At 60.8% G+C, this 25,449-nt stretch carries 22 protein-coding genes; 14 read left to right on the plus strand and 8 right to left on the minus strand.

Going from position 1 to position 25,449, the window contains the following annotated elements:
- Window positions 1-119 precede the first annotated feature (119 nt).
- Window positions 120-1,235, plus strand: coding sequence for a cobalamin-independent methionine synthase II family protein (locus AC1Q6J_RS03290; RefSeq protein ID WP_492277905.1), 1,116 nt, complete (start codon window positions 120-122; stop codon window positions 1,233-1,235).
- An 85-nt stretch (window positions 1,236-1,320) separates the two neighbouring features.
- On the opposite strand, the gene AC1Q6J_RS03295 is transcribed toward AC1Q6J_RS03290, so the two are convergent.
- Both AC1Q6J_RS03295 and AC1Q6J_RS03300 read right to left on the minus strand, forming a co-directional pair.
- Window positions 1,321-2,553: an HlyD family secretion protein gene (locus AC1Q6J_RS03295; RefSeq protein ID WP_492277906.1), complete on the minus strand. Its 1,233-nt coding sequence runs from the start codon at window positions 2,551-2,553 to the stop codon at window positions 1,321-1,323.
- Window positions 2,546-3,001: a hypothetical protein gene (locus AC1Q6J_RS03300; protein ID WP_492277907.1), complete on the minus strand. Its 456-nt coding sequence runs from the start codon at window positions 2,999-3,001 to the stop codon at window positions 2,546-2,548. Before AC1Q6J_RS03300 ends, AC1Q6J_RS03295 begins: the two co-directional genes overlap by 8 nt.
- A gap of 229 nt (window positions 3,002-3,230) precedes the next feature.
- On the opposite strand from AC1Q6J_RS03300, the gene AC1Q6J_RS03305 reads away from it, so the two are divergent.
- On the plus strand, window positions 3,231-4,262 hold the full coding sequence (locus AC1Q6J_RS03305; RefSeq protein WP_492277908.1) for an acyltransferase family protein: 1,032 nt from the start codon (window positions 3,231-3,233) through the stop codon (window positions 4,260-4,262).
- Between the two features lie 6 nt (window positions 4,263-4,268).
- Here the strand turns inward: AC1Q6J_RS03305 and AC1Q6J_RS03310 are convergent, their stop codons facing one another.
- Genes AC1Q6J_RS03310 through AC1Q6J_RS03320 form a run of 3 tightly spaced genes read right to left on the minus strand, consistent with a single transcriptional unit; the run spans window position 4,269 to window position 6,403 of the window.
- Window positions 4,269-5,159, minus strand: coding sequence for a sigma-70 family RNA polymerase sigma factor (locus AC1Q6J_RS03310; protein ID WP_492278152.1), 891 nt, complete (start codon window positions 5,157-5,159; stop codon window positions 4,269-4,271).
- Window positions 5,152-5,616, minus strand: a complete 465-nt coding sequence (locus tag AC1Q6J_RS03315) for a carboxymuconolactone decarboxylase family protein (protein ID WP_492277909.1) — start codon at window positions 5,614-5,616, stop codon at window positions 5,152-5,154. Before AC1Q6J_RS03315 ends, AC1Q6J_RS03310 begins: the two co-directional genes overlap by 8 nt.
- Window positions 5,617-5,644: 28 nt before the next feature.
- Complete coding sequence (locus AC1Q6J_RS03320; protein ID WP_492277910.1) at window positions 5,645-6,403, minus strand: SDR family oxidoreductase; 759 nt, start codon at window positions 6,401-6,403, stop codon at window positions 5,645-5,647.
- Window positions 6,404-6,700: 297 nt separating this feature from the next.
- On the opposite strand from AC1Q6J_RS03320, the gene AC1Q6J_RS03325 reads away from it, so the two are divergent.
- Window positions 6,701-7,420, plus strand: a complete 720-nt coding sequence (locus tag AC1Q6J_RS03325; RefSeq protein ID WP_492277911.1) for a hypothetical protein — start codon at window positions 6,701-6,703, stop codon at window positions 7,418-7,420.
- 115 nt (window positions 7,421-7,535) lie between these two features.
- Here the strand turns inward: AC1Q6J_RS03325 and AC1Q6J_RS03330 are convergent, their stop codons facing one another.
- Window positions 7,536-8,762 (minus strand): alpha/beta hydrolase, encoded by a 1,227-nt coding sequence (locus tag AC1Q6J_RS03330; protein WP_492277912.1) that lies wholly within the window; start codon window positions 8,760-8,762, stop codon window positions 7,536-7,538.
- Window positions 8,763-8,881: 119 nt separating this feature from the next.
- On the opposite strand from AC1Q6J_RS03330, the gene AC1Q6J_RS03335 reads away from it, so the two are divergent.
- Window positions 8,882-9,127, plus strand: coding sequence for a hypothetical protein (locus AC1Q6J_RS03335; protein ID WP_492277913.1), 246 nt, complete (start codon window positions 8,882-8,884; stop codon window positions 9,125-9,127).
- Between the two features lie 48 nt (window positions 9,128-9,175).
- Here the strand turns inward: AC1Q6J_RS03335 and AC1Q6J_RS03340 are convergent, their stop codons facing one another.
- Window positions 9,176-9,586 carry an META domain-containing protein gene (locus AC1Q6J_RS03340; RefSeq protein ID WP_492277914.1) on the minus strand — a complete coding sequence of 137 codons (411 nt, stop codon included), beginning with the start codon at window positions 9,584-9,586 and terminating at the stop codon, window positions 9,176-9,178.
- A 199-nt stretch (window positions 9,587-9,785) separates the two neighbouring features.
- Between AC1Q6J_RS03340 and AC1Q6J_RS03345 the strand changes: the two genes are divergently transcribed.
- The 8 genes from AC1Q6J_RS03345 to AC1Q6J_RS03380 all read left to right on the plus strand — a co-directional run bounded on the left by AC1Q6J_RS03345 (window position 9,786) and on the right by AC1Q6J_RS03380 (window position 21,617).
- Window positions 9,786-11,129: a hypothetical protein gene (locus AC1Q6J_RS03345; RefSeq protein WP_492277915.1), complete on the plus strand. Its 1,344-nt coding sequence runs from the start codon at window positions 9,786-9,788 to the stop codon at window positions 11,127-11,129.
- Window positions 11,130-11,270: 141 nt separating this feature from the next.
- Window positions 11,271-12,467 carry a methionine adenosyltransferase gene (gene metK / locus AC1Q6J_RS03350; RefSeq protein WP_492277916.1) on the plus strand — a complete coding sequence of 399 codons (1,197 nt, stop codon included), beginning with the start codon at window positions 11,271-11,273 and terminating at the stop codon, window positions 12,465-12,467.
- Between the two features lie 242 nt (window positions 12,468-12,709).
- The gene (gene ahcY / locus AC1Q6J_RS03355; protein WP_492277917.1) at window positions 12,710-14,146 is read left to right on the plus strand and encodes an adenosylhomocysteinase; all 1,437 of its coding nucleotides are present in this window, start codon (window positions 12,710-12,712) and stop codon (window positions 14,144-14,146) included.
- 633 nt (window positions 14,147-14,779) lie between these two features.
- Window positions 14,780-15,745, plus strand: coding sequence for an arginase (gene rocF, locus AC1Q6J_RS03360; protein WP_492277918.1), 966 nt, complete (start codon window positions 14,780-14,782; stop codon window positions 15,743-15,745).
- 140 nt (window positions 15,746-15,885) lie between these two features.
- Entirely contained in the window at window positions 15,886-17,889 is a 2,004-nt protein-coding gene (locus tag AC1Q6J_RS03365) for a GYF domain-containing protein (protein ID WP_492277919.1), read from the plus strand.
- Window positions 17,890-19,140: 1,251 nt separating this feature from the next.
- Window positions 19,141-19,350 carry a cold-shock protein gene (locus tag AC1Q6J_RS03370; protein ID WP_492277920.1) on the plus strand — a complete coding sequence of 70 codons (210 nt, stop codon included), beginning with the start codon at window positions 19,141-19,143 and terminating at the stop codon, window positions 19,348-19,350.
- 208 nt (window positions 19,351-19,558) lie between these two features.
- Window positions 19,559-21,028, plus strand: a complete 1,470-nt coding sequence (locus AC1Q6J_RS03375; RefSeq protein WP_492277921.1) for a flavin-containing monooxygenase — start codon at window positions 19,559-19,561, stop codon at window positions 21,026-21,028.
- 163 nt (window positions 21,029-21,191) lie between these two features.
- Complete coding sequence (locus AC1Q6J_RS03380; protein WP_492277922.1) at window positions 21,192-21,617, plus strand: cupin domain-containing protein; 426 nt, start codon at window positions 21,192-21,194, stop codon at window positions 21,615-21,617.
- Between the two features lie 5 nt (window positions 21,618-21,622).
- On the opposite strand, the gene AC1Q6J_RS03385 is transcribed toward AC1Q6J_RS03380, so the two are convergent.
- Complete coding sequence (locus AC1Q6J_RS03385) at window positions 21,623-22,504, minus strand: alpha/beta hydrolase (protein WP_492277923.1); 882 nt, start codon at window positions 22,502-22,504, stop codon at window positions 21,623-21,625.
- Between the two features lie 427 nt (window positions 22,505-22,931).
- Here AC1Q6J_RS03385 and AC1Q6J_RS03390 point away from each other — a divergent pair, with 427 nt between their 5' ends.
- A complete protein-coding gene (locus AC1Q6J_RS03390) occupies window positions 22,932-24,293 on the plus strand; it encodes an amidase (protein WP_492278153.1) in 1,362 nt (453 codons plus the stop codon).
- Window positions 24,294-24,297: 4 nt separating this feature from the next.
- A complete protein-coding gene (locus AC1Q6J_RS03395; protein WP_492277924.1) occupies window positions 24,298-25,443 on the plus strand; it encodes an acyltransferase family protein in 1,146 nt (381 codons plus the stop codon).
- Window positions 25,444-25,449 lie beyond the last annotated feature (6 nt).

Raw genomic sequence — 25,449 nt, forward strand, 5'->3', positions numbered from 1 at the left:
GCGGTATTATTGGACTGCAAGCCGCCGGCCGCAATGCGGAAAAGTTGCTCGGTCCCGCTAACCCGATTGTGGTAGTCAGCGCTGCAAAAGTGAGCGCATGAGTCGATCCGGAGAACATGATGCAAAGGCCGAAACCGCCGTTTCGCGCTGACCATGTCGGCAGCCTGCTGCGGCCGCAACGGGTCAAGGATGCGCGCGCGCGTTTCGCCAAGGGCGAGATTGCGGCCGCCGAATTGCAGCGCGTTGAATCGCTCGAAATCGGCAAGATCGTCCAGAAACAGAAGCAGAGCGGCCTGCGGCTCGCCACCGACGGCGAGTTTCGCCGCTCGTGGTGGCATTTCGATTTCCTGAGAAACCTTGCCGGCTGCGAGCTTCACAAGACGGACGGCATCCAGTTCAACGGGATGACGACGCGCGGCGAAAGCATCCGCGTCACCGGCAAGCTGGATTTTCCCGCCAGCCATCCGATGATCGGGCATTTCAAGCTGCTCAAGGACAAGTGCGATCTCGCCGGGGTCGTGCCGAAGATGACGATCCCGTCGCCGTCGCTGCTGCACTATCGCGGCGGCCGCGGCGCCATCTCGCAGGAAGCCTATCCGGAGATCGATGACTTTTTCGTCGATCTCGCCAAAACATATCGCAAGGCGGTGCAGGCGTTCTACGATGCGGGCTGCCGCTATCTGCAATTCGACGACACGGTATGGGGCTATCTCTGTTCCGAGGACCAGCGGGCGAAGCTGCGCGGGCGCGGCGAGGACCCCGATGCGCTTCCGGCGGCCTATGCGCGCGTCATCAACTACGCGATTGCCGAGCGCCCGGCCGACATGACGATCACCACGCATGTTTGCCGCGGCAATTTCCGCTCGACCTGGATTTCATCCGGCGGCTATGAGCCGGTGGCGGAGACGCTGTTGTCGCGCGTCAATTACGACGGCTATTTCCTTGAATACGATTCCGAGCGTGCGGGCGGGTTCGAGCCGCTGCGCTTCCTGCCGAAGGGCAGCAAGATCGTCGTACTCGGCCTTGTCACATCGAAGACCGGCGCGCTTGAGACGAAAGGTGACATCACGCGGCGCGTGATGGAAGCGGCGAAACTTGTCCCGCTCGATCAGCTTGCGCTTTCGCCGCAATGCGGCTTCGCCTCCGAGGAAGAGGGCAACGTCCTGACCGAGGATGAGCAATGGGCGAAGCTGCGCCTTGTCGCCGATGTCGCGAACGAGGTGTGGGGCAGGTAGCGCGTTTCAGTTCGAGACTGAATCAACCGGCGCATCGTTTAACTTCGCCTCTCCCGTGGGGAGAGGGGGCACATCGTGAAGCGTTCTAATGCCCGCTTAGCACCAGCGTCTTGACCGGAAGCAGCAGCGCCTGAATCCGCAGCAGCATCGCATGCACGATGCCGACGGTATCGACCGCGTGCAGCCAGATGCGCTTGCCCGTGCTGGTGCTCTTGTCAGCGATCACATCGTGGTTGCTGGTGTAGGCATTGGCGATGCAACTGCTGCCGGGCGTCACACCATCAAGGCCGTCCTTGTAGATCGGCTCCATGAACACGAGAATCGTCCCCGGGCGCTGTGTCTGTTGTGCATCGAGCAATTGCTCCCCGCCGCGGAACTGGCCGGCGGCGATGTAATTCTGCACGCTCGTGATCACCATCGGAATGATGGTCCATGGTTTTGAAATGCAGGTGGCCTCGGCGACCATGCCCGCCTTCATGACCTGTGCTTCGATCTGTCCGAACCCCGCCGACAACGCGCGCTGTCCTGCGCCTTCGGGAATCAGGATGCCGGCTGACCGGATCATCGGATTGACGACATCGCCCGGCCGCAACAGAAATTGCTCGACGCGCCCGTTCACGCCGGCGCGAATGCTGGTTTTGTCCATATCCACCTGTGCTTCGGCCAGCGCGGCTTCCGCGCTGGCCCGCTCCGCCGGCAACAGCGTTGTCGTGCGGATCACCGCGGATTGCTTCGAGGCCGTCACAGCATCGAGTGTGCCCTGTCGCCCCGCCATGACCACTTCGAGCTTTTCGATATCGCGCTGCGGGACGATACCCGGATTGCGCTTCTGCAACTCGCGTTTGACGTCGAGTTCGTCGGAGGCCTGTTGAAGCGAACTTTTCGCTTCCTGAATCTGGGCGTCGGCCTTGACGATATCCGTCTGGGCGGCGACCAGCGCGGCATCGACTTCCGCGATTTTTCGCTGGGCGGTCTTCACCGCCGCCTCCTGCTTCGCGCTATCCAGCTTGAAGATGACATCTCCCTTCTTGACGGGAGCGCTGAGATCAAAATGAACCTCCGCAACGCGCCCGACAGCCTCGGGAATGATCGGCACGGTGCGGTAGTACAGCGTCGCGCTGGTGGTCGATGGATGGAAATAGAAGATGACGGTGATCAGGGAGACCGTCAGCATCACGCACGCGGTGATGCCCCATCGCAGCTCATACCAGACCGAGAACAGCGTGATCTCTTTGCCAAGCTGCTTGCCTTGCGCATAGCGGCGATAGAGATAATCGGGAAAGACTGTCAGAAGCGAGCAGAGGATCAGTTCAAGCATGACGCGGCTCCTCGCTCTTGCTGGTGGCTTTCGCCGCGCTGGATGCATCGGCGGGAGCGGTGTGAGTCGTCATTTCGGTAGGTTCGGATGGATCGGGGTCCGGTGGAATGCCCGCCATTTTCTGGACGGAGCCTGCGATGCTGCGCAGCGGCGTACTGAAATCGGGCAGATCGACCAGGGCAAGAAGCAGCGCGATCACCCAGAACAGGTGATTGTGCGTAAACAGCGCGAGCAGGCAGAGTACGGCCACGATCTCGAATTGCAGCTTCTGCGATTTATGCGCCATCCGCTCGGGCAGCGAATGGATTTGCAGGTAGATGTTGCCGACGAACAGAATGGAGGCGAGCAGAATGATCCCGACAATCACCATCAGGATGTCGGTGTCACCGGGCGCGGTGATGAAAGGTGGCAAATGGTGGGGCGCGCTTGGATGAAGCGACTCGCTCAAGACAGGTCTCCGTTTCAGGCAATTGTGCAACGAACAAAATATAATCGGTCAGTATCGAACGCTATCCTTACACATAGCGGAAACTTGGCAAGCCCGGGCCAGTCGGCAGGGCGATATTTTCCGAAGGCCGCCGCTCGTCCGAGCTACAGCTGGGATGACGCCGTGCCGTGCTGTCCATGGAACAGAATCATCCTATAAATCGGCTAAAGAGTCTGGGCAGGAGTGTTTCATGAATCGCGGTCAGTTATCGGATGCGCTGACTGATCGAACGGTGCTTCCCAAACCTCTCCGCGACGGTCCTATCGACGCGATGCGCGCCGTCAGCATGCTCTATATCGTCGGATTCTGGCATCTGTTCGATTACGCGCGGAACAAGAGCTTCGATCATCACGACGAAACGACATTTCGTCTGACGGTTTTGGCGCTCGGACTTTTTGTTTTCATATCGGGCTATCTCACGGCTCGGAAAGACCCCGCGCCGTCCGGACAGCTCGACACTGTGGCGTATTACAAGGCCCGCTTCTGGCGGATCTATCCGCCGTTCCTCATCGCGACGTCGCTGTTCCTGCTGTTGCACATCGGCAGTTCCTACGATCTCTACAAAGGCATTACGCTGGTTGCGATGTTCGCGGCGCCGGCGCCGCCGACCTTATGGTTCGTGAGCATGATCGTCGTGTTTTACGTGATCGCGCCACTGCTCGTGCGCTTGCGAACAAATGTCGCCGGCTTTCTTGCGCTGTGCCTGTCGTTGATCCTGGCCATGATGCTGTATCAAGCTTTGACAGGCCATATCGATCCGCGAATCATCCTCTACTTCCCCTGTTTTGCCGCCGGGATATTTCTTGGTGGCCGCTCGTTGATCACATCGCCATTGGCGCTTGCGGGTCTGGTGATTCTTGCGGCGATGTCGCTGATCCCGACGATCGGGCGTCCTGCTGCGGCCATCGAGCGCGATTTGATGTCAGCGCCCTGGGCGCTCTTCGGCTCGGTTGCGATATTCATGATTGTGAAGCGATACGGCGGCGCATTCACGACCGTTGCCATCGTCAATTATCTCGGTGTCGCGAGCTTCTGGATGTATCTGCTGCACCGGCCGATCCTGAAAATTCTCGTACAGGAGTGGTTTCCCGCCAGCGGCGCCGGCCAGCTCGGGTATCTCGTCATGGTGTGCCTGCCGATCGTTGCCGTTGCTGGCCGGATCACGCAGCGTGCCTATGACGCGATCCTCAAAAAAGCCCGTCGGTCCACGGCTCCAGTATAGCGCAAGCTAGTGAGGCCGCACCGCCGGTATGGCGAGCGCCTCCACGATATGGCGCAGCTTTTCGGGATTGCGGGTGATGTAGATCTCGGTGATCTTGCCATCCTCGATGGCGAATGCCGTGGTCTGGAATATGTCGTCGCGCTCAAAGCTGACATAGCCCGGCAGGCCGTTGATTTGCATCGGGCGGAACAGATCGCGCGAGGGGCGGCTGGCGAGCTTGCGGGAAAGGCCCCGATAGGCGCGGAGCACGCGCTCCAGTCCCAGAATCGGATTGATAAATGCGTGGACCTTGCCGCCGCCGTCGGAGCGGATCACCACGTTCTGCGCAAGGATCGCGCGCAGGGCGTTGGTGTCGCCGCTGCGCGAGGCGGTGAAGAACGCTTCGGCGATGCGGCTGCCTTCGTCGCGCGCGACGGTATAACGCGGGCGCGATTCCTGCACATGCTTGCGTGCCCGCGCGGCGAGCTGGCGAACGGCGGCGGGCTCGCGCTCGACAGTCACGGCGACTTCATCCAGCGGGACACCGAACACATCGTGCAGCAGGAAGGCCGCGCGCTCCAGCGGCGACAGCCGTTCCAGCGCGAGCATCAGCGTCAGCGTCAGATCGTCCTGATCCATTTCATCCGGCTCCTCGATCATCGGTTCCGGGAGCCACGAACCGACATAGGTTTCGCGGCGGGAGCGGGCGGATTTCATGACGTCGAGACACAGCCGCGTCACAATGCGCGACAGGAACGCCGCCGGCGTTTCCACCGTCGTGCGATCGGCCTGCTGCCAGCGCAGCCACGCGTCCTGTACCACGTCCTCGGCCTCCGCGACCGAGCCGAGCATGCGATAGGCAAGACGCACCAGCCGGGGCCGGTGCGTCTCGAAAATCTGCGTGCTGTCGTCAGGCAGCGACACGGCCACTTTCCTTCGGATGCGCGAGCCGGAAGCCGACGGCCAGCCGGTTCCACGTATTGATCGTGCCGATCAGCATGGTGAGGTTGACCTGTTCGGCATCGCTGAATTCAGCTTTCACAAGTTCATAATCCCTGTCCGGCGCGCCGGTTGCCGCAATCAGTGTCAGGCTTTCGGTCCAGGCCAGCGCCGCACGCTCGCGCGGCGTGTAGAGAGAGGATTCGCGCCAGGCGTTCAACATGTAGAGGCGCATTTCGGTTTCGCCAGCCTTCCGGGCATCGGTTGCGTGCATGTGGATGCAGAAGGCGCAGCCGTTGATCTGCGAGGCGCGCATCTTGACCAGTTCGATCAGGCTGTGTTCGAGGCCGCTTTCTACAATGGCTGTCTCCAGCGCTGTCATCGCCTTGTAGGCATCGGGGGCGAGCTTGAACGGGGCTGCAATTCTCGGGATCATGATTGTCTCCATTTTTAATCTGTATGGCTTACGCGGCCGCGGTGGTCTGATCGCGGCGCAGCCATTCGTCGAACGTGATGGCACCGAGACGGGCGCCGGCGTCCGGCGTCAGCGAGCGATCGTTGAGCTTGATTCCGAAATAGCGCGCGGCGGGATCGGTGATTACTTCCTTCCGGTCGTTCTTCGCGGTCAGATACTTCCGGATCAACTGATCCATTGCGAAGGATTCCGGTCCGGCGACCTCGACCATGCCCTTCGCCGGAGCGAGCGCCGCGTCCGCAACCGCGGCGGCGACATCGTCGGCCGCCATCGGCTGGAACTTCGCGGGTGAGACACGGACGGTCTGTCCCTGCGTCGCTTCCTGTGCGATGCCGCCGACGAACTCGAAAAACTGCGTGGCGCGCACGATGGTGTATGGCACACCTGAATTCTCGATGGCGCGTTCCTGCGCCAGCTTGGCGCCGAAGTAGCCGAACTCGAGCAGACGCTCGGTGCCGACGACTGACAGCGCAATGTGAAGTTTCACGCCAGCGGCTTTCTCCGCCGCGAAGATATTGCGGCCCGCCGCTTCGAAGAAGGCCAGCGCTGCTGCGCCTTCGAACGAGGGCGAGTTCGCCACGTCGACCACGACATCCGTACCGGCGAATGCTTCCTTCAGCCCCTCGCCGGTGACGGTGTTGACGCCGGTTGATGGCGAAGCGGCCAGAACCTCGTGGCCGCGCTGGCGCAGCTGGGTGACGACTCGCGATCCGATCAGGCCGGAACCTCCGATAACGACGATTTTCATGATGGCCTCCTGTTTGGGCCGCGACTTGCGGCGGTCGATGACGGAACTGCATGGAAGTCTTTGGCTTTCGGCGGGTTCGCGGCCGTTATCCTCGAACTCTCCGCACCTTCGCCATCAAGACGAGGCAGCCAGGGCGGGATGTGACATCGCCCGAAAGATTTTTTGCCGGGGCCGAGACAGGCGGGCGATGGAGGTTTTCGCCGGTTCCGATGGCCTAATTCGAGGCCAATACGTCATTTTGGCCGGCTTCCCTGTCGCGTATGCCTTGGTCCTGCCTTTTTGACGATGGAGCGAGCCATGAAAGACCTGCTGACCAACATCATCGACGCCCATGGCGGCATCGACCGCTGGAACTCATTTCAGAAGGTCGAAGCGACGATCGTGTCCGGCGGCGAACTTTGGGGCATGAAGGGACTGGTGCAGGACGCCAATCCGCGCCGCATGACGGTCTCGCTGCATCAGGAATTCGCGTCGGTCACGCCGTTCGGAGCCGCTGACCAGCGCACCCACTTCACGCCGGATCGCATTGCCATCGAAAAGCTCGACGGAAGGGTGGTGGCCGAGCGTCGCGATCCGCGGGCGCTGTTCGACGGACACGAGAAGCTGACACCATGGGGACCGCTGCATCGCGCCTACTTCAACGGCTACGCGCTGTGGACCTATCTGACCACGCCGTTTCACCTCGCAATGAAGGGCGTCGAAGTCTCGGAGCTTGAGCCATGGCGCGAAGGCAAGGAGACCTGGCGCGCGGTCCGTGCGCGCTTTCCCAAATCGATCGCCACCCACAGCGACATTCAGGACTTCTTCTTCGGCGAGGATTTCCTGCTGCGGCGGCACGACTACAATGTCGATGTCGCGGGCGGATTCGACGCGGCCCAGCATGTCTTCAATTATATCGAGGCCGACGGGCTCAAGCTGCCGTCAAAGCGGCGGGCTTATACGCGCGGTCCCGATCACCGCGCCGCGCTCGATCCGCTGATGGTCTCCATCGACATCAGCGACGTGCATTTTAGCTGAAGCTTTTGGTTGAGGCGGCGCAACGCTATCTGTTGCGCTAGTCCATCTTGCTCAGGCGCATCATTTCGAAACCCTGGCCGTCGAGCAGCAGGAGTTTCCGCTGCGCCTGTGAGGTTTAGGTATCAGTTTTGCCTGATGGTGCGATTTCAGGGATCTTCGTGTGAAGAAATTCCTCGATCGCCGAGACCATAATCTCCCAGGACGGCTCGCCGTAGAGCGGAACGTGGTTCTCGGAACCAAGCGTCACCAGCCGCGCGCCGGGAATCGAAGACGCCAGCCGCCGCCCTTGCGCAAACGGTACGACATTGTCGTGCTGGGCATGAATGACGAGTGTGGGGACGGTGACCTTCGGCAGGAGGTCGGTTACGTCGATATCGTCGCAAGCCTGCCGCAGGCGCACCGCGTTTTCTCCTGAGGAGGCGACGCGCTGCATGTCCGCAAACCATTTGATCTGTTCGGGCGTGCCGCTGGGAAGATAGATCGAACTGAAAGCCCGCATGAAGGCGGAGCCGTCCTCGCCCCAGCCTTGCCGCATCATGGCGACAAAGGCTTGCGCCTTCTTGTCGTCATCGGGATCGCCACGCCGGTTGCGGCCCTGCGCGTATCCTCCGTAGAGCACGAGGTGGGAGACGCGTTCTGGATGAGCGACGGCATAAGAGATTGCCGTCGCGCAGCCTTGAGAAAGGCCGAACAAGGCAAAGGGGGGACCGGCAATTGTCGCGGTGACTGTTTCTAGGTCATGCACAAATGCATCGAAGGAAATGTCGGCCACGTCGCGGTCGGCGAGACCGGTGCCACGCCCGTCGTAACGGGTGAGCTGAAAGCGCGCTGCGAGCCGCGTGAAAAGCGGCGAGAAAATAGGACTGATCCAGTCGTACTCGATATGATTGATCCAGTTCGACGGCTTCACCAGCACCGGCCCGCTGCCGACGCTGGCGACGGGCAGGTTGATGCCGTCCGATGTCCGGCAAAAGCGGATGTCCTGCGGTGGCGGATTTTGAGGGGTGCCTGTCGCCGGCTGACGGCCGGTTTGTTGTTCCTCTACATCGCCGACAAAGCGGACGCCCTTGCGGGGAATGGTCTTGATGAGCGCCTGCCGCGTGCCGTCGTCGCCGATGGCTCTGCGCGCGGCGTTGATGCGGGTCGCCAGCGTCGATTCCGATACGATCCGTCCGTTCCAGACATTCTCGATAAGCGCGTCGCGCGAGACCACGCGATCGCGCTGCCGCACCAAAAACTCGATCAGATCGAAGACCTGCGGCTCGACGGTGACGACCGCGCCGCCGAGGCGCAACTCGCGGCGCGCCGGATCGAGCGAACAATTGCCAAATCTGAACTGCATAGCGGGGTTCACTGGGGGCGGCTCGCACAGCCAATCTCAAGGAAAAATCAATGCCGTCTCAAAGCGCAATTCCGTAAGGCGCGTCATCCTACGACGGACCAGAGAGATGGAGAAGCAAGATGTCGCAATTTCGCAAAACACCGGGCGGCTTGATCGACTACGATTTCTATAAAAAGGATGCGAACCGGCTTCGGCGTGCGGCACGAAACAGCTTTGTGTCATTAATGGCTGGGGCGATTTGTTTTCCGTTCCGCCAGATGGCAAGGTTTGCGCGCTGCTGGCAGGCAACTTGGCCGTCGCCGCCTGTCGCGACTGGATCGCGCACCGGATATTCACTGGCCAAAGTGAGATCGCTCTTCTGGTAAGCGAGGCTGGAGCAAGCGAGGCTGGAGCAACGGTGACTGCCGCCAGACTCAATCCATCCTGCTGAAGCGCATCATTTCGAAACCCTGGCCGTCGAGCAGCAGGAGTTTCCGCTGCGCCTGATCGATGCGCCACGTCCTGACTTTTTCCAGCGTGCTGTGGAATTTCGCTTCCTGCCTCATCACGGCGGCTGAGCACGCCATGCGTGTACTCGCCATCGGCAGAAACCTGATCGTGTTGCCGCTGACCGTTGCCGAGCCCGCATAGCGGTTGCAGCCGCCTATGCCGTTGACGATGCCGTCGTCGCGAATCTCCAGTGTCGTTTGCAGCCGGTCGATGACGCCGCCGCCGTCGATGTCTTCCGCAAGCCATTTGCCCGTCGGTGTCGCGGGATCGGCGGTCGCCACGCCGAAGGCCAGCACACAGAAAAGAAGCGCGGACGCAGCGAGTTTCACGAACATGGATGCCGACCCTGGAGTGATGGGACTCATATCCCGCGAGGACACGTATCCTCGTTCGGGTGGGCGCGGATAGGGCTGATTTAAAGGCTGTGATTTTCCGGAATGTCGGTTTCAATCGTGGGCAGAAGATGGTAGAAGACTTCACATAATTCATTCTGCCCACAAATTCCGGCCCACCCAAACCCTGCCCACCGGTCTGATGAAAAACGACCAGCTACTGGCTCAGATCTCCGAATACTGCCGTCAGGCGGGCATGGCGGAATCGACGTTTGGCCGCCGCGCGGTGAACGACGGCAAGCTGGTGCATCGGCTGCGCGAGGGCAAGCGCATTACCGTCGACACGCTGGAACGGATTAGAGCTTTTCTTGGGGATGGCGTGCCGGTCGTCAGCGTGCCGGAACCGCCGATCGAGAAGCGCGATCCCACCGGCAATTTCCGGTTTTTCGAGAACCGGCAGAAGTATCTGCTGTTCGTCCACACCTGCTCGGAAAAGCGGGTGATCGCCGACCGGGTGACGCTGGAGTTGGGGAGCATCCATCCGCGTCCGCCCGCCTTGCGTGTTTTCGACGCAGGGGTGGGCGACGGGACCGTGCTGGCGCGGGTGATGCGCGCGATGCACAGCCGCTTTCCGAACATGCCGTTCTATATCGCCGGCAAGGAGATCAGCCTCGAGGACGTGCGGCTGACCCTGCAAAAGGTGCCGGATCGGCTGTTCGAGCATCCGGCCACCGTGTTCGTTCTGACCAACATGAACTACGCAGAAGCCCCATGGCTGGCGCCGAAATCGCCGACCGCCGCCGCGGCCATGATCTGGCGCGAGGTCGCGCTGCGCGGCTCGTCGTCCGGCGAATTCGAGACGCAAATCGCCGATTTGCAGCCGTTTCTGGAAGAAAACTGGCGCGCCGCTGTCAGCACGCGCTCCGGCATGCCGGTCTATGAGCGGCCGATCGCACTGGTGATCTACCGCGAGGACCACCGGTTCCTGCTCGATGCCATGATCCCGCGGGCAGGGCGGGTCGAGGCCAATTTCGATCTGGTGATCGCCTCGCAGCCGTACCGGGCGCGATCGTCGCTGAATTTCCGCGCCAAGAAGATTGTTGCGCCATTGGCCCGTGCGCTGCGCGCCGGCGGCCGGCTGATCGGGATTCACTCCTACGGTCACGATCCCGGGATGGAAATTGTGCAGTCGGTCTGGCCCGGAGAAAACCCTTTCGCGGTCAGCCGCCATGAGTTACTGCGCGCCGTGAAATACGAGCTGGGATCGGCCGGGCGCGATCTGAACTTCAATGCCTATGCGGATAACCGCTCGATTTTCCGTTACGACATGGAAGCGCTGCCCAACGAAGTCACAGGGCCGATCGGGACATCGACGGCCTTTGCAGCATGGAATGCGGCGGTGTATGTCGCTCAGGTCGAAGACGACCGCCTGGACGAAGTCACGCAAAGCGGCCGTTATCTCGACGCCACCAGGGACGTGCTGCGCAAGCATAACGGTCTCTGGTTCTACGACGAATCCTACGTCATCTCCCGGCGTCGCGATTGAAAGAGTTCATGGTGTTTTCAAGCGGAGCGGCGATCGTTCGCGTCATGAAAATACGTCAAGTGAAGATGGAGCCCTGGTTCTGAGCCATGGTTCTGAAAATTCAAACGGGCCGACCGCGGCCCATCTGGAAGGGATTGGTTGATGCGCGCGTCTTATCTGTTCACGAGTGAATCGGTTTCTGAGGGTCATCCGGACAAGGTTTGCGACCGGATTTCGGACGAGATCGTCGATCTGTTTTTCCGTGAAGGCCCCAAGGCCGGCATCGATCCGTGGGCGATCCGCGCCGCGTGCGAAACGCTCGCCACCACCAACAAGGTCGTGATCGCGGGCGAAACCCGCGGCCCGGCTACCGTCACCAACGATCAGATCGAGGCGACCGTGCGCGCCGCGATCAAGGACATCGGCTACGAGCAGGACGGCTTCCACTGGAAGAATGCCGACATCGAAATCCTCCTGCATCCGCAGTCGGCCGACATCGCGCAGGGCGTCGACGCGCTTCAGCCCGGCACCAACAAGGAAGAGGGCGCGGGCGACCAGGGCATCATGTTCGGTTACGCCACCAACGAGACGCCCGAGCTGATGCCGGCGCCGATTTTCTACGCGCACAAGATCCTGCGCCTGATTTCGGAAGCGCGTCACAACGGCACCGAAAAGGTGCTCGGTCCCGACTCCAAGAGCCAGGTCACCGTGCAGTATGAAAACGGCAAGCCGGTCGGCGTGCGCGAGATCGTGGTGTCGCATCAGCATCTGGTCGAGGACATGACCTCGAACCAGGTGCGTGAGCGCGTCGAGCCTTACGTGCGCAAGGCGCTGCCGGAAGGCTGGATCAACGGCAAGACCATCTGGCACATCAACCCGACCGGCAAGTTCTTCATCGGCGGTCCCGACGGCGACGCGGGCCTCACCGGCCGCAAGATCATCGTCGACACCTACGGTGGCGCGGCTCCGCACGGCGGCGGCGCATTCTCCGGCAAGGACTCCACCAAGGTCGACCGCTCGGCGGCCTATGCCGCGCGCTACGTCGCCAAGAACATTGTCGCGGCGGGTCTGGCGGATCGCTGCACCTTGCAGCTCGCTTACGCCATCGGTGTGGCGCGCCCGCTGTCGATCTATGTCGACACCCACGGCACCGGCAAGGCTCCGGAAGATACGCTGGAGCGGATCGTGTCGGAGGCGATGGACCTCACCCCGCGCGGCATCCGCAAGCACCTCGATCTCAACAAGCCGATCTACGCGCGCACGTCCGCCTACGGCCACTTCGGCCGCACCCCGGACGCCGACGGCGGCTTCTCGTGGGAAAAGACCGACCTCGCCGACGCGCTCAAGCGCGCGGTGTAATGAGTTCAAGACCCAGGCCGGAATAATCCCTCCCCCTTGTGGGGAGGGTCGGCCAAGCGAAGCGGAGGCCGGGGTGGGGGTCTTTCGCCTATGATCACTAAGACCGACACCCTCACCCGACGCATCGGTTCGCTTCGCTCTCGATGCGCCACCCTCCCCACAAGGGGGAGGGAGAAGAAGCAGCCACGAATTTGCGTGCAGCTCCGCGCAACCACGCCCCTCATGCACCAGGATTGTTGAACATGACCACCGCCACCGCGAAAGCCCCCGCAGGCTTCACCGACTACATCGTCGCCGACATCGGCCTTGCCGGCTTCGGCCGTAAGGAACTCTCGCTGGCCGAGACCGAAATGCCCGGCCTGATGGCGACGCGCGAGGAATACGGCCCGAAGCAGCCCTTGAAGGGCGCGCGCATCGCTGGCTCGCTGCACATGACCATTCAGACCGGCGTGCTCATTGAGACGCTGAAGGCGCTCGGCGCCGACATCCGCTGGGTCTCGTGCAACATCTATTCGACGCAGGACCACGCCGCGGCCGCCATCGCCGCCGCCGGCATTCCGGTGTTCGCGATCAAGGGCGAGACGCTGAAGGATTACTGGGACTACACCGCCAAGCTGTTCGACTGGCACGGCGGCGGTCACCCCAATCTGATCCTCGATGACGGCGGCGACGCCACCATGTACGTCCATCTCGGCCTGCGTGCCGAGCAGGGCGACACCGCGTTTCTCGACAAGCCGGGTTCGGAAGAAGAGGAAGTGTTCTTCGCGCTGCTCAAGAAGCAGCTGAAGGAAAAGCCGAAGGGTTACTTCAAGGCGATCGCCGACTCGATCCGCGGCGTCTCGGAAGAGACCACCACGGGTGTGCATCGCCTGTACGACATGCAGAAGGCCGGCACGCTGCTGTGGCCGGCTATCAACGTCAACGATTCGGTCACCAAGTCGAAGTTCGACAACCTCTATGGCTGCCGTGAATCGCTGGTCGACGGCATCCGCCGCGGCACCGACGTCATGATGTCGGGCAAGGTCGCGATGGTCGCCGGCTTCGGCGACGTCGGCAAGGGTTCGGCGGCCTCGCTGCGCCAGGCCGGCTGCCGCGTGATGGTCTCGGAAGTCGACCCCATTTGCGCATTGCAGGCGGCGATGGAAGGCTATCAGGTCGTGACCATGGAAGACGCCGCGCCGCAGGCCGACATCTTCGTCACCGCGACCGGCAACAAGGACATCATCACGCTCGATCATATGCGCGCGATGAAGGATCGCGCCATCGTCTGCAACATCGGCCACTTCGACAACGAGATCCAGATCGCGAGCCTGAAGAACCTGAAGTGGACCAACATCAAGCCGCAGGTCGATGAAATCGCGTTCCCGGACGGTCACCGCATCATCATGCTGTCGGAAGGCCGCCTCGTGAACCTCGGCAACGCGATGGGGCATCCGAGCTTCGTGATGTCGGCGTCGTTCACCAACCAGACGCTGGCGCAGATCGAGCTGTTCGCCAACAACAAGGACGGCAAGTACAAGAAGGAAGTCTACGTGCTGCCGAAGTCGCTGGACGAGAAGGTCGCGCGGCTTCACCTTGCCAAGATCGGCGTCAAGCTCACCGAGCTGCGCAAGGACCAGGCCGATTACATCGGCGTGAAGCAGGAAGGCCCGTACAAGAGCGATCATTATCGCTATTGAGACAAGATGTCGTCATCCTGAGGTGCGAGGGCGAAGCCTGAGCCTCGAAGGATGACATCATCCGGTTCGCATCCTTCGAGGCTCGCGCGCTACGCGGCGCTCGCGCCTCAGGATGACGCGAAGCACAAAAGCCCCGGAGCGATCCGGGGCTTTTTGTTTTCACGTCATTCCGGACGGTCTGCGAAGCAGGCCGATCCGGAATCTCGATGAGTTTGAAAGGAACTTCTGGATTCCGGGTTCGCTCGCGATGCTTGCGCCCCGGAATGACAATAAGCCCCTTCGTCATCACCGGGCTTGTCCCGGTGATCCACGTCTTCCTTCGCGGCGATCAAAGGCGTGGATGGCCGGAACGAGTCCGGCCATGACGACAGAGAGAAATGCAAAGCCCCGGAGCAATCCGGGGCTTTCCTGTTTGTGTCATCCTTCGAGGCTCGCAAGGGCTCGCACCTCAGGATGACGGCGCGGCGACTGCATAACCAAGGTGACAGATGCATCATTACGTGATCCGTCATCCTGAGGTGCGAGGGCAAAGCCCGAGCCTCGAAGGATGGCAGCGATGTGTTAGGCTCGTCTGGCGCGGAACCGCCGCCGCCGCGCCGCCCGACTGAAAGGTGACACACCGAAAGGCCCGCCGTGCCCAATTCCTCCGAAACATACCCGACGAAAATCTCCCTGCTCGGCGTGCCGATCGAAGTCGGCGCGTCGCAAAAGGGCGCGCTGATGGGGCCGGCGGCGCTGCGCACGGCGGGCATCGCACAGCTTCTGGAAAGCCTCGGCTTCAAGGTCGAGGATCACGGCGACATCGCGCCGCGCGAGCTTCGCTTCAGCGACGAGAAGCCGCCACCGAACGCCAAGCACTATCGCGAGATCAAGGCCTGGATCGGCGAGACCTCACGGCGCGCTTACGCCATGGCGAAGTCCGGCGCGATTCCGGTGTTTCTCGGCGGCGATCATTCGCTGTCGATGGGCTCGGTGAACGGCGTAGCAAGGCACTGGCATGAACAGGGGCGCGAGCTGTTCGTGCTGTGGCTCGATGCCCACGCCGACTACAACACGCCGATGACGACGATCACCGGCAACATGCACGGCATGTCCGGCGCGTTCCTGTGCGGCGAGCCCGGGCTGGACGATCTCTTGCCGCGCGATGAGCGCTCGTCCATCGCGCCGCGCCAGCTCGGCCTGTTCGGCCTGCGCTCGGTGGACAGATTGGAAAAGGAATTGCTCGCGCAACGCGACGTCTGGATCGCCGACATGCGCAGGATCGACGAGTTCGGCGTCAGCGTCCTGATGCGCGAGTTCATCGAGCGGGTGAGCGCACGCGACGGCGTGCTGCATGTCTCGCTCGATGTGGATTTTCTCGATCCGGTGTCCGCGCCCGGCGTCGGAACGACAGTTTCGGGCGGGGCGACCTACCGCGAGGCGCATCTGGTGATGGAGATGCTTCAGGATTCAGGGCTGGTGCGCTCGCTCGATCTGGTCGAGCTCAATCCGTTTCTGGACAATCGCGGCCTCACCGCGCGCACGGTGGTCGAGCTTGTCGGCTCGCTGTTCGGCCAGCAGACGACGGACCGCCCGACGCCGACAAACGCGGTGGTGTAGGGGCGAGTATCGTAAAATCGTCTGAGATGTTTTTTACTTGCGGTGCCAGCTGCCAAACATACAATGGCCCATCACCGTTTGATGCCGCCAAATCCAACTGGCTGGTTATGCGACCGATTAACCGATTTCGTGGGGGCGAAATGGGCGAGAATTGGTATTTGCTGGATTCGCAAGGTCAGCACGGACCATTTGAGCATTCCGAGCTTGTCGCGCGGTTGAGAAAGTACGTCGATCTAAATCACGTTCTTGTCTGGCGTGAAGGATTTTCGGATTGGCTTCCTGCATCTCAGGTATTCGGTACTGATCCAAAATACAAAAAAATAAGAATCGAGAAATGGGCGTTGTCCGGTCTAGTCGTGGGCCTTTTTGTTTGCGCTTGTGATTTGTTGTTCGAATGGAGAGGAAAGAAATTCGAATCGTGGAATGGGAATGGGCTTGCTCATAATATTGGTTACGTGTTCGGCACGACGGTCTCATTGGCGATCGTGGGCCTCCTAATTGGTGCATTTGCTAGAGTTTTGTTGTCACCAAAGAAAGGTGGAATGCAGCGCAGTTCAAGTCTTGCGCTTGAGCTAGGTGAATCCGAAAGAATACGGAAGCATAAATACAACAACTTCATAGCGAAAAATTGGAGAGGTGAACTCCCGCTATGGGTCTCTTATTGGGTCATAGGTTTTGGATGGACTGTTATTGCAGCATTCGTGCCTCTTGTTTTTGCCGAGGTGATTAAACCAAAACAAGGATTTGGTCCTTTATCGATCTTTATTTTCTTTGTTCTTTTATGGGTAACTCTTGCTGCAGCGTCTATCTGGCAACTCGTTGGTATTTGGCGTTCGGCGAACGCTCGAATTGAAGAACGAGCGGAGATGGGTAAAAGGGCTTTATGGTCGGGTGTCGCAAAATTCATGGTGATTGTCGGATTCATTCAGGTTGCCGGCATTTTTGCGAAAAGCGCTGCTCCTCAATTAACTGAGGCTGCTCGTATCGCGTTTTTGGACGACCCCGACATACCAGATTACTCGATCCGGCTTCTGGCGAATGGAACGGAGGTTGAGGTTTTTGGTGGTATTAAATTTGGCCTAAGCGACGATCTGCGGAAAATTTTGAAAGCCTCACGTCAGGTAAAAGTAATTCATCTCGATAGTGTTGGAGGGCGACTCGGAGAGGGAGCGGCGCTTAACAGTCTGATTAAAGAATATGGTTTGAACACGTATGTTTCATCGAAGTGTATGTCGGCCTGCACATTGGCGTTTGCTGGTGGCTCTCAACGAATACTAAAAGAGGGCGCGGTCCTGGGCTTTCACCGGGGTGCTTTCGGTGGCGAGGATCAGCAAGACGATCGCGCAGACGGCATAGAGCGTAGGATTTTCCGAGAATCTGGCTTCGAGCCTAGCTTTGTTAATCGCGCGCTTTCCACGCCAAATAAAGACATGTGGAAGCCGAGTTCGGAAGTACTTGTTTCTGCTGGTGTTGTAACCCGCGTTTCCTCAGGTTTGGAATTCGCGATGTCTGGCTACGGAAGCGATCAATCTCGAGAGTCGGTTGATGAGGCGCTACAAAAAGCCTCTGGAGTCTATGTAGCGTTAAAGGAGAGGTTTCCAAAACTGTATGGTGATCTAGTCGAAGATTTTTTTAATGGACTGTCGAAGGGTGAGAATCGAGGTGATCTCACCCGGAGGCTGCGGTCGAAACTAGGGGGATATGTTAAATCGCTTTTACCACTTGCGGATGATGTGGTGATTATCGATTTTGGGAGATTGGCTGCGGATCAGTATGAAGCGGTTGGACAAAAAAATGTGCAAGCTTGTTATAATTTTGCCTCAGGCGAGATCGTTGGAAGTCACCTTTCGTATCTTTCCGAAGAGATGAAGCAGCGGGAGCTTCGTCTAGAAGAGCAAATAATAAGATCGGCGGCGAAAAGACCTCCAGCTTTAGACACTACTCTAGCGTGGAAGAAGGTGGGAGATAGGCTGACTGGTCGTGGATTTTCTGCAGACGATCTGAAAATAATTGATGTTAAAAACCTCGATCCTGCGAAACACGCAAAATACTGCTGGTTGGTCGTCAAACTGTACCGCGAGATTGTAAATCTCCCCAGCAATGAAAGCGCTTCTGTTCTTAGGGAAATTTTTTCTACCAAGTGAAATTACTTTTAGTCGGTTAGATTGCCTGACATTCTTCCGCGCGGTTCGCGCGCAATTCTTTGCCAGCACTTTACCTAGCCAACCCCCGCTATTCGCCGCTGGGATGCATGTGGCTGCATCTGCCATTGGTAACGTTGTGGATTGACATTCGTTTCTAAAGGTATATATTCCTATTTATCCCGTCCCAAGAGGGGCGGCTCGCGATCGTCACGGACGCGGGGCGGGATGCGGTGGACGCGGCAGCGTCAGGCGCGGATGAGGCAACAGGGCGGATTCCCCGTAAAGGGTCCGTGAGGTGCCGATGAAGCGCTGACGACGACGTTGCCCGGACGGCCCAAGTCGTGTGGTCCTGACGCCCGATACGCAGGCGTCAAGTCCGGTAGAGAGCCGCTTCAACCGGAGCGGAAACCCTCAACAGGGACGACGGTGACAATCAAGCGATCGATCACCGGGGAGAGCACGAAGCAAGCCGTAACCCATTGCGTGCGGAACGCCGGATGTTTTCGGCGTGTTCGTGGTGACTATGCTCGTGTGCTTTTTACTTTTGCACACGGGGCTGCGGATGCGCTCGCGCATCCGGCGTTCCGCGCGCCCTTTGTTTCGAGGGCGACGAAACGTACCTCATACCTCGGACGCGAAAATGCGCCGCGAGATCGCGAACCCTTGCCTTTATTTTTGTTCGCGCGAATGGGGCAAGCCCCACGCGCGCCGCTGTTTGAAAATTGAATCGGAGAAGGAGTCATGCACGATCACGCAAAACTTCGGATGTCGTCCCCGGCAGGCGGGGACCCATAGCGACCGAGCACTGTGTCTGCGTCGTCCTGAGGTGCGAGCCCTTGCGAGCCTCGAAGGACGGCGGCGACAGGCAACCGCGCATCCTTCGAGGCTCGCCGCAAGCGCGGCTCGCACCTCAGGATGACGCGACATCATTACGTTCGGCGATTGATGGGGTGTCCCCGCTGGCCTGTCATCGGGCCGGCGAAGCCGGACCGGTTGGCGGGGACGACGAGATGAGAGTTAACGCCCGCCCATCGGACGGTTACGCCCCCACATGAACACAATTGAGTCCTTGCTATCAGCCAGCCACCTGCTACAAGCCGCGCATTCGATTTGCGGCACAGCTTTTGTTAAAGCGCCCTTTGGACCTTTTCGGTCCCCTCCGGCTCCTTACCCTAAGACATCGCTAGATTGGATGGCTCCGCGCGACGTCGTGCGGAACTGCGCATGTACGCGCCTAAAGGATTGTTTGTTATGACGACTGGTACTGTGAAGTGGTTCAACGGCCAAAAGGGCTTTGGTTTCATTCAGCCGAGCGATGGCGGCACCGATGTGTTCGTTCACATCAGCGCTGTCGAGCGTGCTGGCCTGACCGGCCTCGCCGAAGGACAGAAGGTTTCGTTCGAAGCCAAGGTTGACAAGATGCGCGGCAAGACCAGCGCGGAAAACCTGCAGGTTCTGTAAGAAAAAGAGCCAGGCGCGGTTATCGCGGATGTACCGATAACCTGCGCCAGCTTTTCGCTCGTTTCACGGATGTACTGAAACGGACGTCGCTTCGAAGCGGATCACAAGGCCCCGTCAGCAATGATGGGGCTTTTTGCTGTTTTAAACCGGAAATCCCGATTGCCAGATCGCCCCGCTTGCCGGTTTAATCCGCGGCAGGGAGACCGACATGCTCGACAAGACCAAAACCAACAACGACCACTTCGATGTGCTGATCGTCGGCGCGGGCCTGTCGGGCATCGGCGCGGGCTATCACCTGCAACAGAACTGCCCCGGCAAGAGCTACGCGATCCTCGAAGGGCGTGAGGCCATCGGCGGCACCTGGGATCTGTTCCGCTATCCCGGCATCCGCTCCGACAGCGACATGTACACCCTCGGCTATTCGTTCAAGCCGTGGACCGAGCCCAAGGCCATCGCCGATGGTCCGCGCATTCTCAACTATGTGCGCGAGACCGCGCGCGACAACGGCATCGAGCAGAAGATCCGTTTCAACCACCACGTCAAAAGCGCGTCGTGGTCCTCCAGGGACTCGCGCTGGACGGTGGAAGCGGAGCGGGGGCCTGAGCGCGAGCCCGTGCGCTTCACCTGCGGCTTCCTCTTCATGTGCAGCGGCTACTACTCCTATGAGGGCGGCTATTCGCCGGAGTTTCCCGGCGCCGATCAGTTCATGGGCCGCATTGTCCACCCGCAGAAATGGACCAGCGATATCGACTACGCCGGCAAGCGCGTGGTGGTGATCGGCTCCGGCGCCACCGCCGTGACGCTGGTGCCGGAAATGGCCAAGACCGCTGCGCACGTCACCATGCTCCAGCGTTCGCCGACTTACGTGGTCGCGCGGCCCGCCGAAGACGCGCTCGCCAACAAGCTGCGCGAGAAGCTGCCGGCCAAGCTCGCCTATCACATGATCCGCTGGCGCAATGTTTTGTGGGGCATGTATTTCTTCCAGCTCTGCCGCCGCAAGCCGGAACGCGCCAAGCAGTTGATCCTGGGCGGCGTGCGCCATGCGCTCGGGCCGGATTACGACATCGGCACGCATTTCACGCCGCGCTACAATCCATGGCAGCAGCGGCTATGCCTTGTGCCGGACGGCGACCTGTTCAAGTCGATCAAGGAGGGCCGCGCCTCGGTGGTGACCAGCACCATCGACACCTTCACGCCGAAGGGCATTCGTCTTGCCGACGGAAGCGAGCTCGAAGCCGATCTGATTGTCACCGCGACGGGACTCAATCTTCAGGTGCTCGGCGGCATGCAGGTCAGCGTCGACGGCCGCGCGGTCGATTTCGCCAATACGCTGAACTACAAGGGCATGATGTATTCCGACGTGCCAAATCTCGCCTCGTCGTTCGGTTACACCAATGCGTCGTGGACACTGAAATGCGATCTCACCTGCGAGTATGTCTGCCGCCTGATCAACTACATGGACAGGCATGGTTACAGGCAATGCACCCCGCGCAATGCCGATCCCGAGGTGCAGCGCGAGAACTGGCTCGATTTCACCTCGGGCTATGTGCAGCGCTCGGTGGCGAAGATGCCGAAGCAGGGCTCGAAGCGGCCGTGGAAGCTCTACCAGAACTATGCCCTCGATATTGTCTCGCTACGCTACGGCAAGGTCGATGACGGCGTGATGGTGTATGAGTAAGTACGCCGCCGTTATTCCGGGCATGGACCTTTGATCTCTCAACACGTCATTCCGGGATGCGCCTCTTGGCACAGACCCGGAATCCATTTTATTCTGGTTATGGATTCCGGGTTCGCGCGCGCGGCTTGCGCCCCGGAATGACGAAACACTGGAGTTCACTGCAATGAAATCTCTTGCCCTCGCGCTCGGCCTGATGCTGGTCGCGTCGCCGCTGCATGCCGACACGCAGCCTGCGATAAGCAAGATCGTCGTGAAGCCGGTGCTGTCCGCCACCACGACATCGAGCGGCCAGCCCATCGTGCTGCCGCAAAAGGATGCGCAGGTCATCGTCTCGACCTACGAGATTCCGCCGGGCGCGGTGCTGCCGAAGCACAAGCATCCGTTTCCGCGCTATGGCTACGTGCAGGCGGGGACCATCGAGGTGACCAACCTCGATACCGGAAAGACTGAAACCTTCAAGACCGGCGATTTCATTCTGGAGGCGGTCGATCAGTGGCACTTCGGCGCCAACAAGGGCAAGGCGCCGGTGAAGCTGCTGGTGATCGACATGGTCGAGAAGGGCGCGGCCAACGTGGTGTTGCAGAAGTAATCCGCTCACATGTGGCGGCGGATGAATGCACCGACGCTCGCGAGCGCGCGGCGGCCCGGCTCGAGACGCGCGTTCCACAGTGGCCAGGCGTGGATCATCTCCGGCCACACCTCCAGTGTGACATCGGCATCGGCGGCACCCAGCGCTGCCGCGAAACGTGTGGCGTCATCAAGCAGCGTCTCGTGGGAGCCGACCTGAATCAGCGCCGGCGGAAATCCGCGCAGATTGGCAAACAGCGGCGAGATTCGCGGATCGTTGCGCGCAATGCCCGCGGGCGCGAAGGCGTCGGCGAGTTCGCCGAGATATCCCTTGTGGATGATCGGATCGACAGCGTCTTTTGTCGCGAGCGATGCGCCTGACATGGTGAGATCGGTCCAGGGCGACGCCAGCCACGCGCAGGACGGATGTTCGCTTTGTTCGCGCAGCGCGTTGATCAGCACGGCGGTGAGGTTGCCGCCCGCGCTGTCGCCGCCAATGGCGATCTGCGAGGGCAGATAGGCCTGCTTGCGCAGGAAGCGCCACGCGGTCATGGCGTCATCCAGGGCGGCGGGAAACGGATGTTCCGGCGCGAGGCGATAGCCGACCGCGAGGGTGCGGATTTTGGCCGCGCGTCCGGCTTCGGTCACCATGCGGCGGTGGCTTGTGATCGAGCCCGAGCAATAGCCGCCGCCGTGGAAGAACATCAGCACGCGCGAGGCATCGCTGCCGGGCGCGAGCGACCATTCACCGGGCACGCCGTTTATATCGACGCTTGAAAGTTGAACGTCATCGGCGACCGGCCACACCGAGCCGATCTCGTCCAGCCGCTCACGCCGCTGCGCCCAGCCGACCGGCCGGGCCTTTGCTGTCAACAGCGCGCGGATGGCGTCGATTTCGGAGGAGGGCATGGTGTGAAGCTCCCACGGCTATGGATAATCGTAGCCCGGATGGAGCGAAGCGCAATCCGGGGCCGGGCGCGTTGTTCGTCCCGGATTGCGCTTCGCTCCATCCGGGCTACGCGTGAAGCGGGACTGCGCCACACACCCGATGTCGTCCCCGCGCAGGCGGGGACCCATACTCCCTGGGTTCTCGATTTGAGGGGAGATGCCGGAGCGATCTTCTCGCCACCATCACGACGTTCGGTGGTTATGGGTCCCCGCCTGCGCGGGGACGACATGGAGAAAAACCGCGAAGGGTGATGACGTCGCCCACATAACCAATGTCATGGCCGAACCTGTTCCGGCCATCCCGATAACGAGGGCACCGTACTCACCTGACCGGGAGAGGTTTCGCGCGATGCGCCCGGAGAATGCGAAAATTTAGAGGCATTGCCTTCTGGCTGCGGAAAATACATTCTCCCGGCCCGTTTCCCGTAAATCAAAAAGAGCCAAGACAGCCTCAATGACAGCCTCATCCCGTGATCGCCTTGAACAAGCCCTTGTGAAAATCGCCGACCCAGCCGGGGAAGGCGCGCGCTCCTGCCTCACCGTCTATGCCGACGACGCCCGCAAGGCCGCCGACGCCGCCGACGCGCGCATCAAATCCGGCAGCTCGCGCGGCCCGCTCGACGGCGCGGTCATCACCATCAAGGATCTGTTCGACGTTAAAGGCGAAGTCACCCGCGCCGGATCGAAGGTGCTGCCGACGCGCAGCAAGCCCGCCACGGCGGACGCCGCCATCGTCATGCGGCTGCGCGAGGCGGGAGCCGTGATCGCCGCCAAAACCAATATGACCGAGTTCGCCTATTCGGGCCTCGGGGCCAATCCGCATTACGGCACGCCGGGCAATCCGGCGGACCGCAAGCGCGTGCCTGGCGGTTCGTCCTCCGGCGCGGCTGTCGCGGTGGGCGATAACATCGGCGAAATCGCCATCGGCACCGATACCGGCGGCTCGACTCGCATTCCGGCGGCGTTCTGCGGCGTCACCGGCTTCAAGCCGACAGTGAAGCGCGTGCCGCGCACAGGCGCCTTTCCGCTGTCGTTCACGCTGGATTCCATCGGGCCGATCGCACGCAGCGTTGCCGATTGCGCCAATGCCGACGCCATTCTGGCCGGTGAGACGCCGTCGCCGCTGTCGCCGCCGGTGCTGGGCGATGTCCGCGTTGGTCTGGTGCAGGGCTATCCCATCGAGGGCTTGGATGACATCGTCGGCAAGGCCTATCCGCTGGCGCTGGCGAAGCTGAGTTCGCACTGGAAGGGCTCCGACATCACGCTTGATGCATTGAGCATCATGCACGCGGCCAACGAGCGCGGCGGCGTCGCCCCGCCCGAGGCCTATGCGATTCACCGCGCGCTGCTGGCGGAGGCGGGCGAGGGCGTCGATCCAAACGTGCGGGCACGCCTGCTGCGCTCGGAGAAGGTCAGCGCCGCGGATTACATCCTGGCCCTGCGCGACCGCGAGCGCGGCATCGCGCAGATGGACGCGGTGTTCGACAAGGTCGATGTGCTGGTGATGCCGACGGTGCAGATCGTCGCACCGGCGATGGATGAGATTTCCACGATGGAGAGCTTCAACAAGCGCAACGTCCAGGCGCTGATGAACACCGCGATCTGGAATTTCTTCGACACCTGCGCGATTTCGCTGCCGATCAGGCTCGGCAACGCGCTGCCTTGCGGCCTGATGCTGGTCGGCCGCCACGGCGGCGACCGCAGGCTGCTCGCCATCGCGGCGGCGGTGGAAAAGCAGTTGGGGGCGTGACCTGATGACGGTTATGGCCAGCACGCAGGCAAAACCGGCGATCGCCTCGCTTACCGGTATCCGCGCGCTGGCCGCATTTCTCGTGCTGTTCCTGCATGCGGACCAGAATGTTCCCATCGGCATCACACATGTTGGCGTGGTGTCGCGCGGTTATCTCGGCGTCGATCTGTTCTTCCTGCTGTCGGGTTTTATTCTCACCTACGTTTATTTCGAAAGTATGGAACAGCCTACGGGGCGCAAATTCGCGATCTTCATGTGGCATCGCTTCATCCGGCTCTATCCGGTGCATATCGCGGTTCTGGCAGCGCTGGTGATTGTCGTGCTGGGCGCCGGGCGGTTCGGTTTGAATCTCCGGTCGCCGGAAGCATTTACGTTCAGCGCGCTGCCGTGGCAGGTCTTGCTGGTGCATGCCTGGGGTGTGACCGATCAGGTGAGCTGGAACGTGCCGTCATGGTCGATCAGTGCCGAGTGGTTCGCTTATCTGTGCTTCCCGCTCGTCGCTTATGGCCTTGGCCGAATTCGCGATCCACGGATGCTGCTGATGATTGCGGCTGCAAGTCTCGGCGCTGGAGCGCTGGTTTTCTCATGGGCGGGATGGGGCCTCTCCGGAGCGTGGATTGCGCCGTCGGCGCTGGTGCGCATTGCCGGGTCGTTCGTCTGCGGCGCGGCGCTGTGCCGCTATGCCGTGTTGCGCCGTGCGCTTGAAAGCAGGTCCGCGTTCAACGATGCGATGGCCATGGTGGCGCTGGCTGCGTTTCTGGTCTTGCCGTCATTCGGCGTACCGGATTTTGCGTTGGTCGCTCTGCTTGCGGTTTTCATTGCGACGCTCGCGATGTCGAGTGGTGTCACCGCGCGGCTGTTCTCGCTCGTACCGATGGTCTGGCTTGGCGAGATTTCGTACTCGCTCTATATGGTGCATTTTCCGGTGCTGCGGACGCTGGGCATCGTCTTCAGGCCGGATCGGCTTGCGGCGATGGGGCCGCTTGCTGCGATCGCGGCTTATGCTTTCGCGATAGGTGTCTGCGTCGCCGCTGCTGCGGTATTGTATTATCTGGTCGAACGGCCGCTTCGCATCAGGTTGCGCAATGCGGCCGGCGAGATGCCGCACGGCGCTGCGAGGGCGTCAGCCGTCGCAGCCAAATCCGCTTAGGCCGAT

It is taken from the genome of Afipia sp. MLSD5-FHT05B12, assembly GCF_058793355.1.

Excerpts from the sequence above, each read along its gene's own strand:
- ahcY (WP_492277917.1), top strand. The coding sequence starts at position 12,710 with ATGACCACCGCCACCGCGAAAGCCCCCGCAGGCTTCACCGACTACATC.
- metK (WP_492277916.1), top strand. The coding sequence starts at position 11,271 with ATGCGCGCGTCTTATCTGTTCACGAGTGAATCGGTTTCTGAGGGTCAT.
- AC1Q6J_RS03380 (WP_492277922.1), top strand. The coding sequence starts at position 21,192 with ATGAAATCTCTTGCCCTCGCGCTCGGCCTGATGCTGGTCGCGTCGCCG.
- AC1Q6J_RS03315 (WP_492277909.1), bottom strand. The coding sequence starts at position 5,616 with ATGATCCCGAGAATTGCAGCCCCGTTCAAGCTCGCCCCCGATGCCTAC.
- AC1Q6J_RS03345 (WP_492277915.1), top strand. The coding sequence starts at position 9,786 with ATGAAAAACGACCAGCTACTGGCTCAGATCTCCGAATACTGCCGTCAG.
- AC1Q6J_RS03295 (WP_492277906.1), bottom strand. The coding sequence starts at position 2,553 with ATGCTTGAACTGATCCTCTGCTCGCTTCTGACAGTCTTTCCCGATTAT.
- AC1Q6J_RS03305 (WP_492277908.1), top strand. The coding sequence starts at position 3,231 with ATGAATCGCGGTCAGTTATCGGATGCGCTGACTGATCGAACGGTGCTT.
- AC1Q6J_RS03335 (WP_492277913.1), top strand. The coding sequence starts at position 8,882 with ATGTCGCAATTTCGCAAAACACCGGGCGGCTTGATCGACTACGATTTC.
- AC1Q6J_RS03325 (WP_492277911.1), top strand. The coding sequence starts at position 6,701 with ATGAAAGACCTGCTGACCAACATCATCGACGCCCATGGCGGCATCGAC.
- AC1Q6J_RS03395 (WP_492277924.1), top strand. The coding sequence starts at position 24,298 with ATGACGGTTATGGCCAGCACGCAGGCAAAACCGGCGATCGCCTCGCTT.
- AC1Q6J_RS03385 (WP_492277923.1), bottom strand. The coding sequence starts at position 22,504 with ATGCCCTCCTCCGAAATCGACGCCATCCGCGCGCTGTTGACAGCAAAG.
- AC1Q6J_RS03370 (WP_492277920.1), top strand. The coding sequence starts at position 19,141 with ATGACGACTGGTACTGTGAAGTGGTTCAACGGCCAAAAGGGCTTTGGT.
- AC1Q6J_RS03290 (WP_492277905.1), top strand. The coding sequence starts at position 120 with ATGCAAAGGCCGAAACCGCCGTTTCGCGCTGACCATGTCGGCAGCCTG.
- AC1Q6J_RS03330 (WP_492277912.1), bottom strand. The coding sequence starts at position 8,762 with ATGCAGTTCAGATTTGGCAATTGTTCGCTCGATCCGGCGCGCCGCGAG.
- AC1Q6J_RS03340 (WP_492277914.1), bottom strand. The coding sequence starts at position 9,586 with ATGTTCGTGAAACTCGCTGCGTCCGCGCTTCTTTTCTGTGTGCTGGCC.
- AC1Q6J_RS03375 (WP_492277921.1), top strand. The coding sequence starts at position 19,559 with ATGCTCGACAAGACCAAAACCAACAACGACCACTTCGATGTGCTGATC.
- AC1Q6J_RS03320 (WP_492277910.1), bottom strand. The coding sequence starts at position 6,403 with ATGAAAATCGTCGTTATCGGAGGTTCCGGCCTGATCGGATCGCGAGTC.
- AC1Q6J_RS03365 (WP_492277919.1), top strand. The coding sequence starts at position 15,886 with ATGGGCGAGAATTGGTATTTGCTGGATTCGCAAGGTCAGCACGGACCA.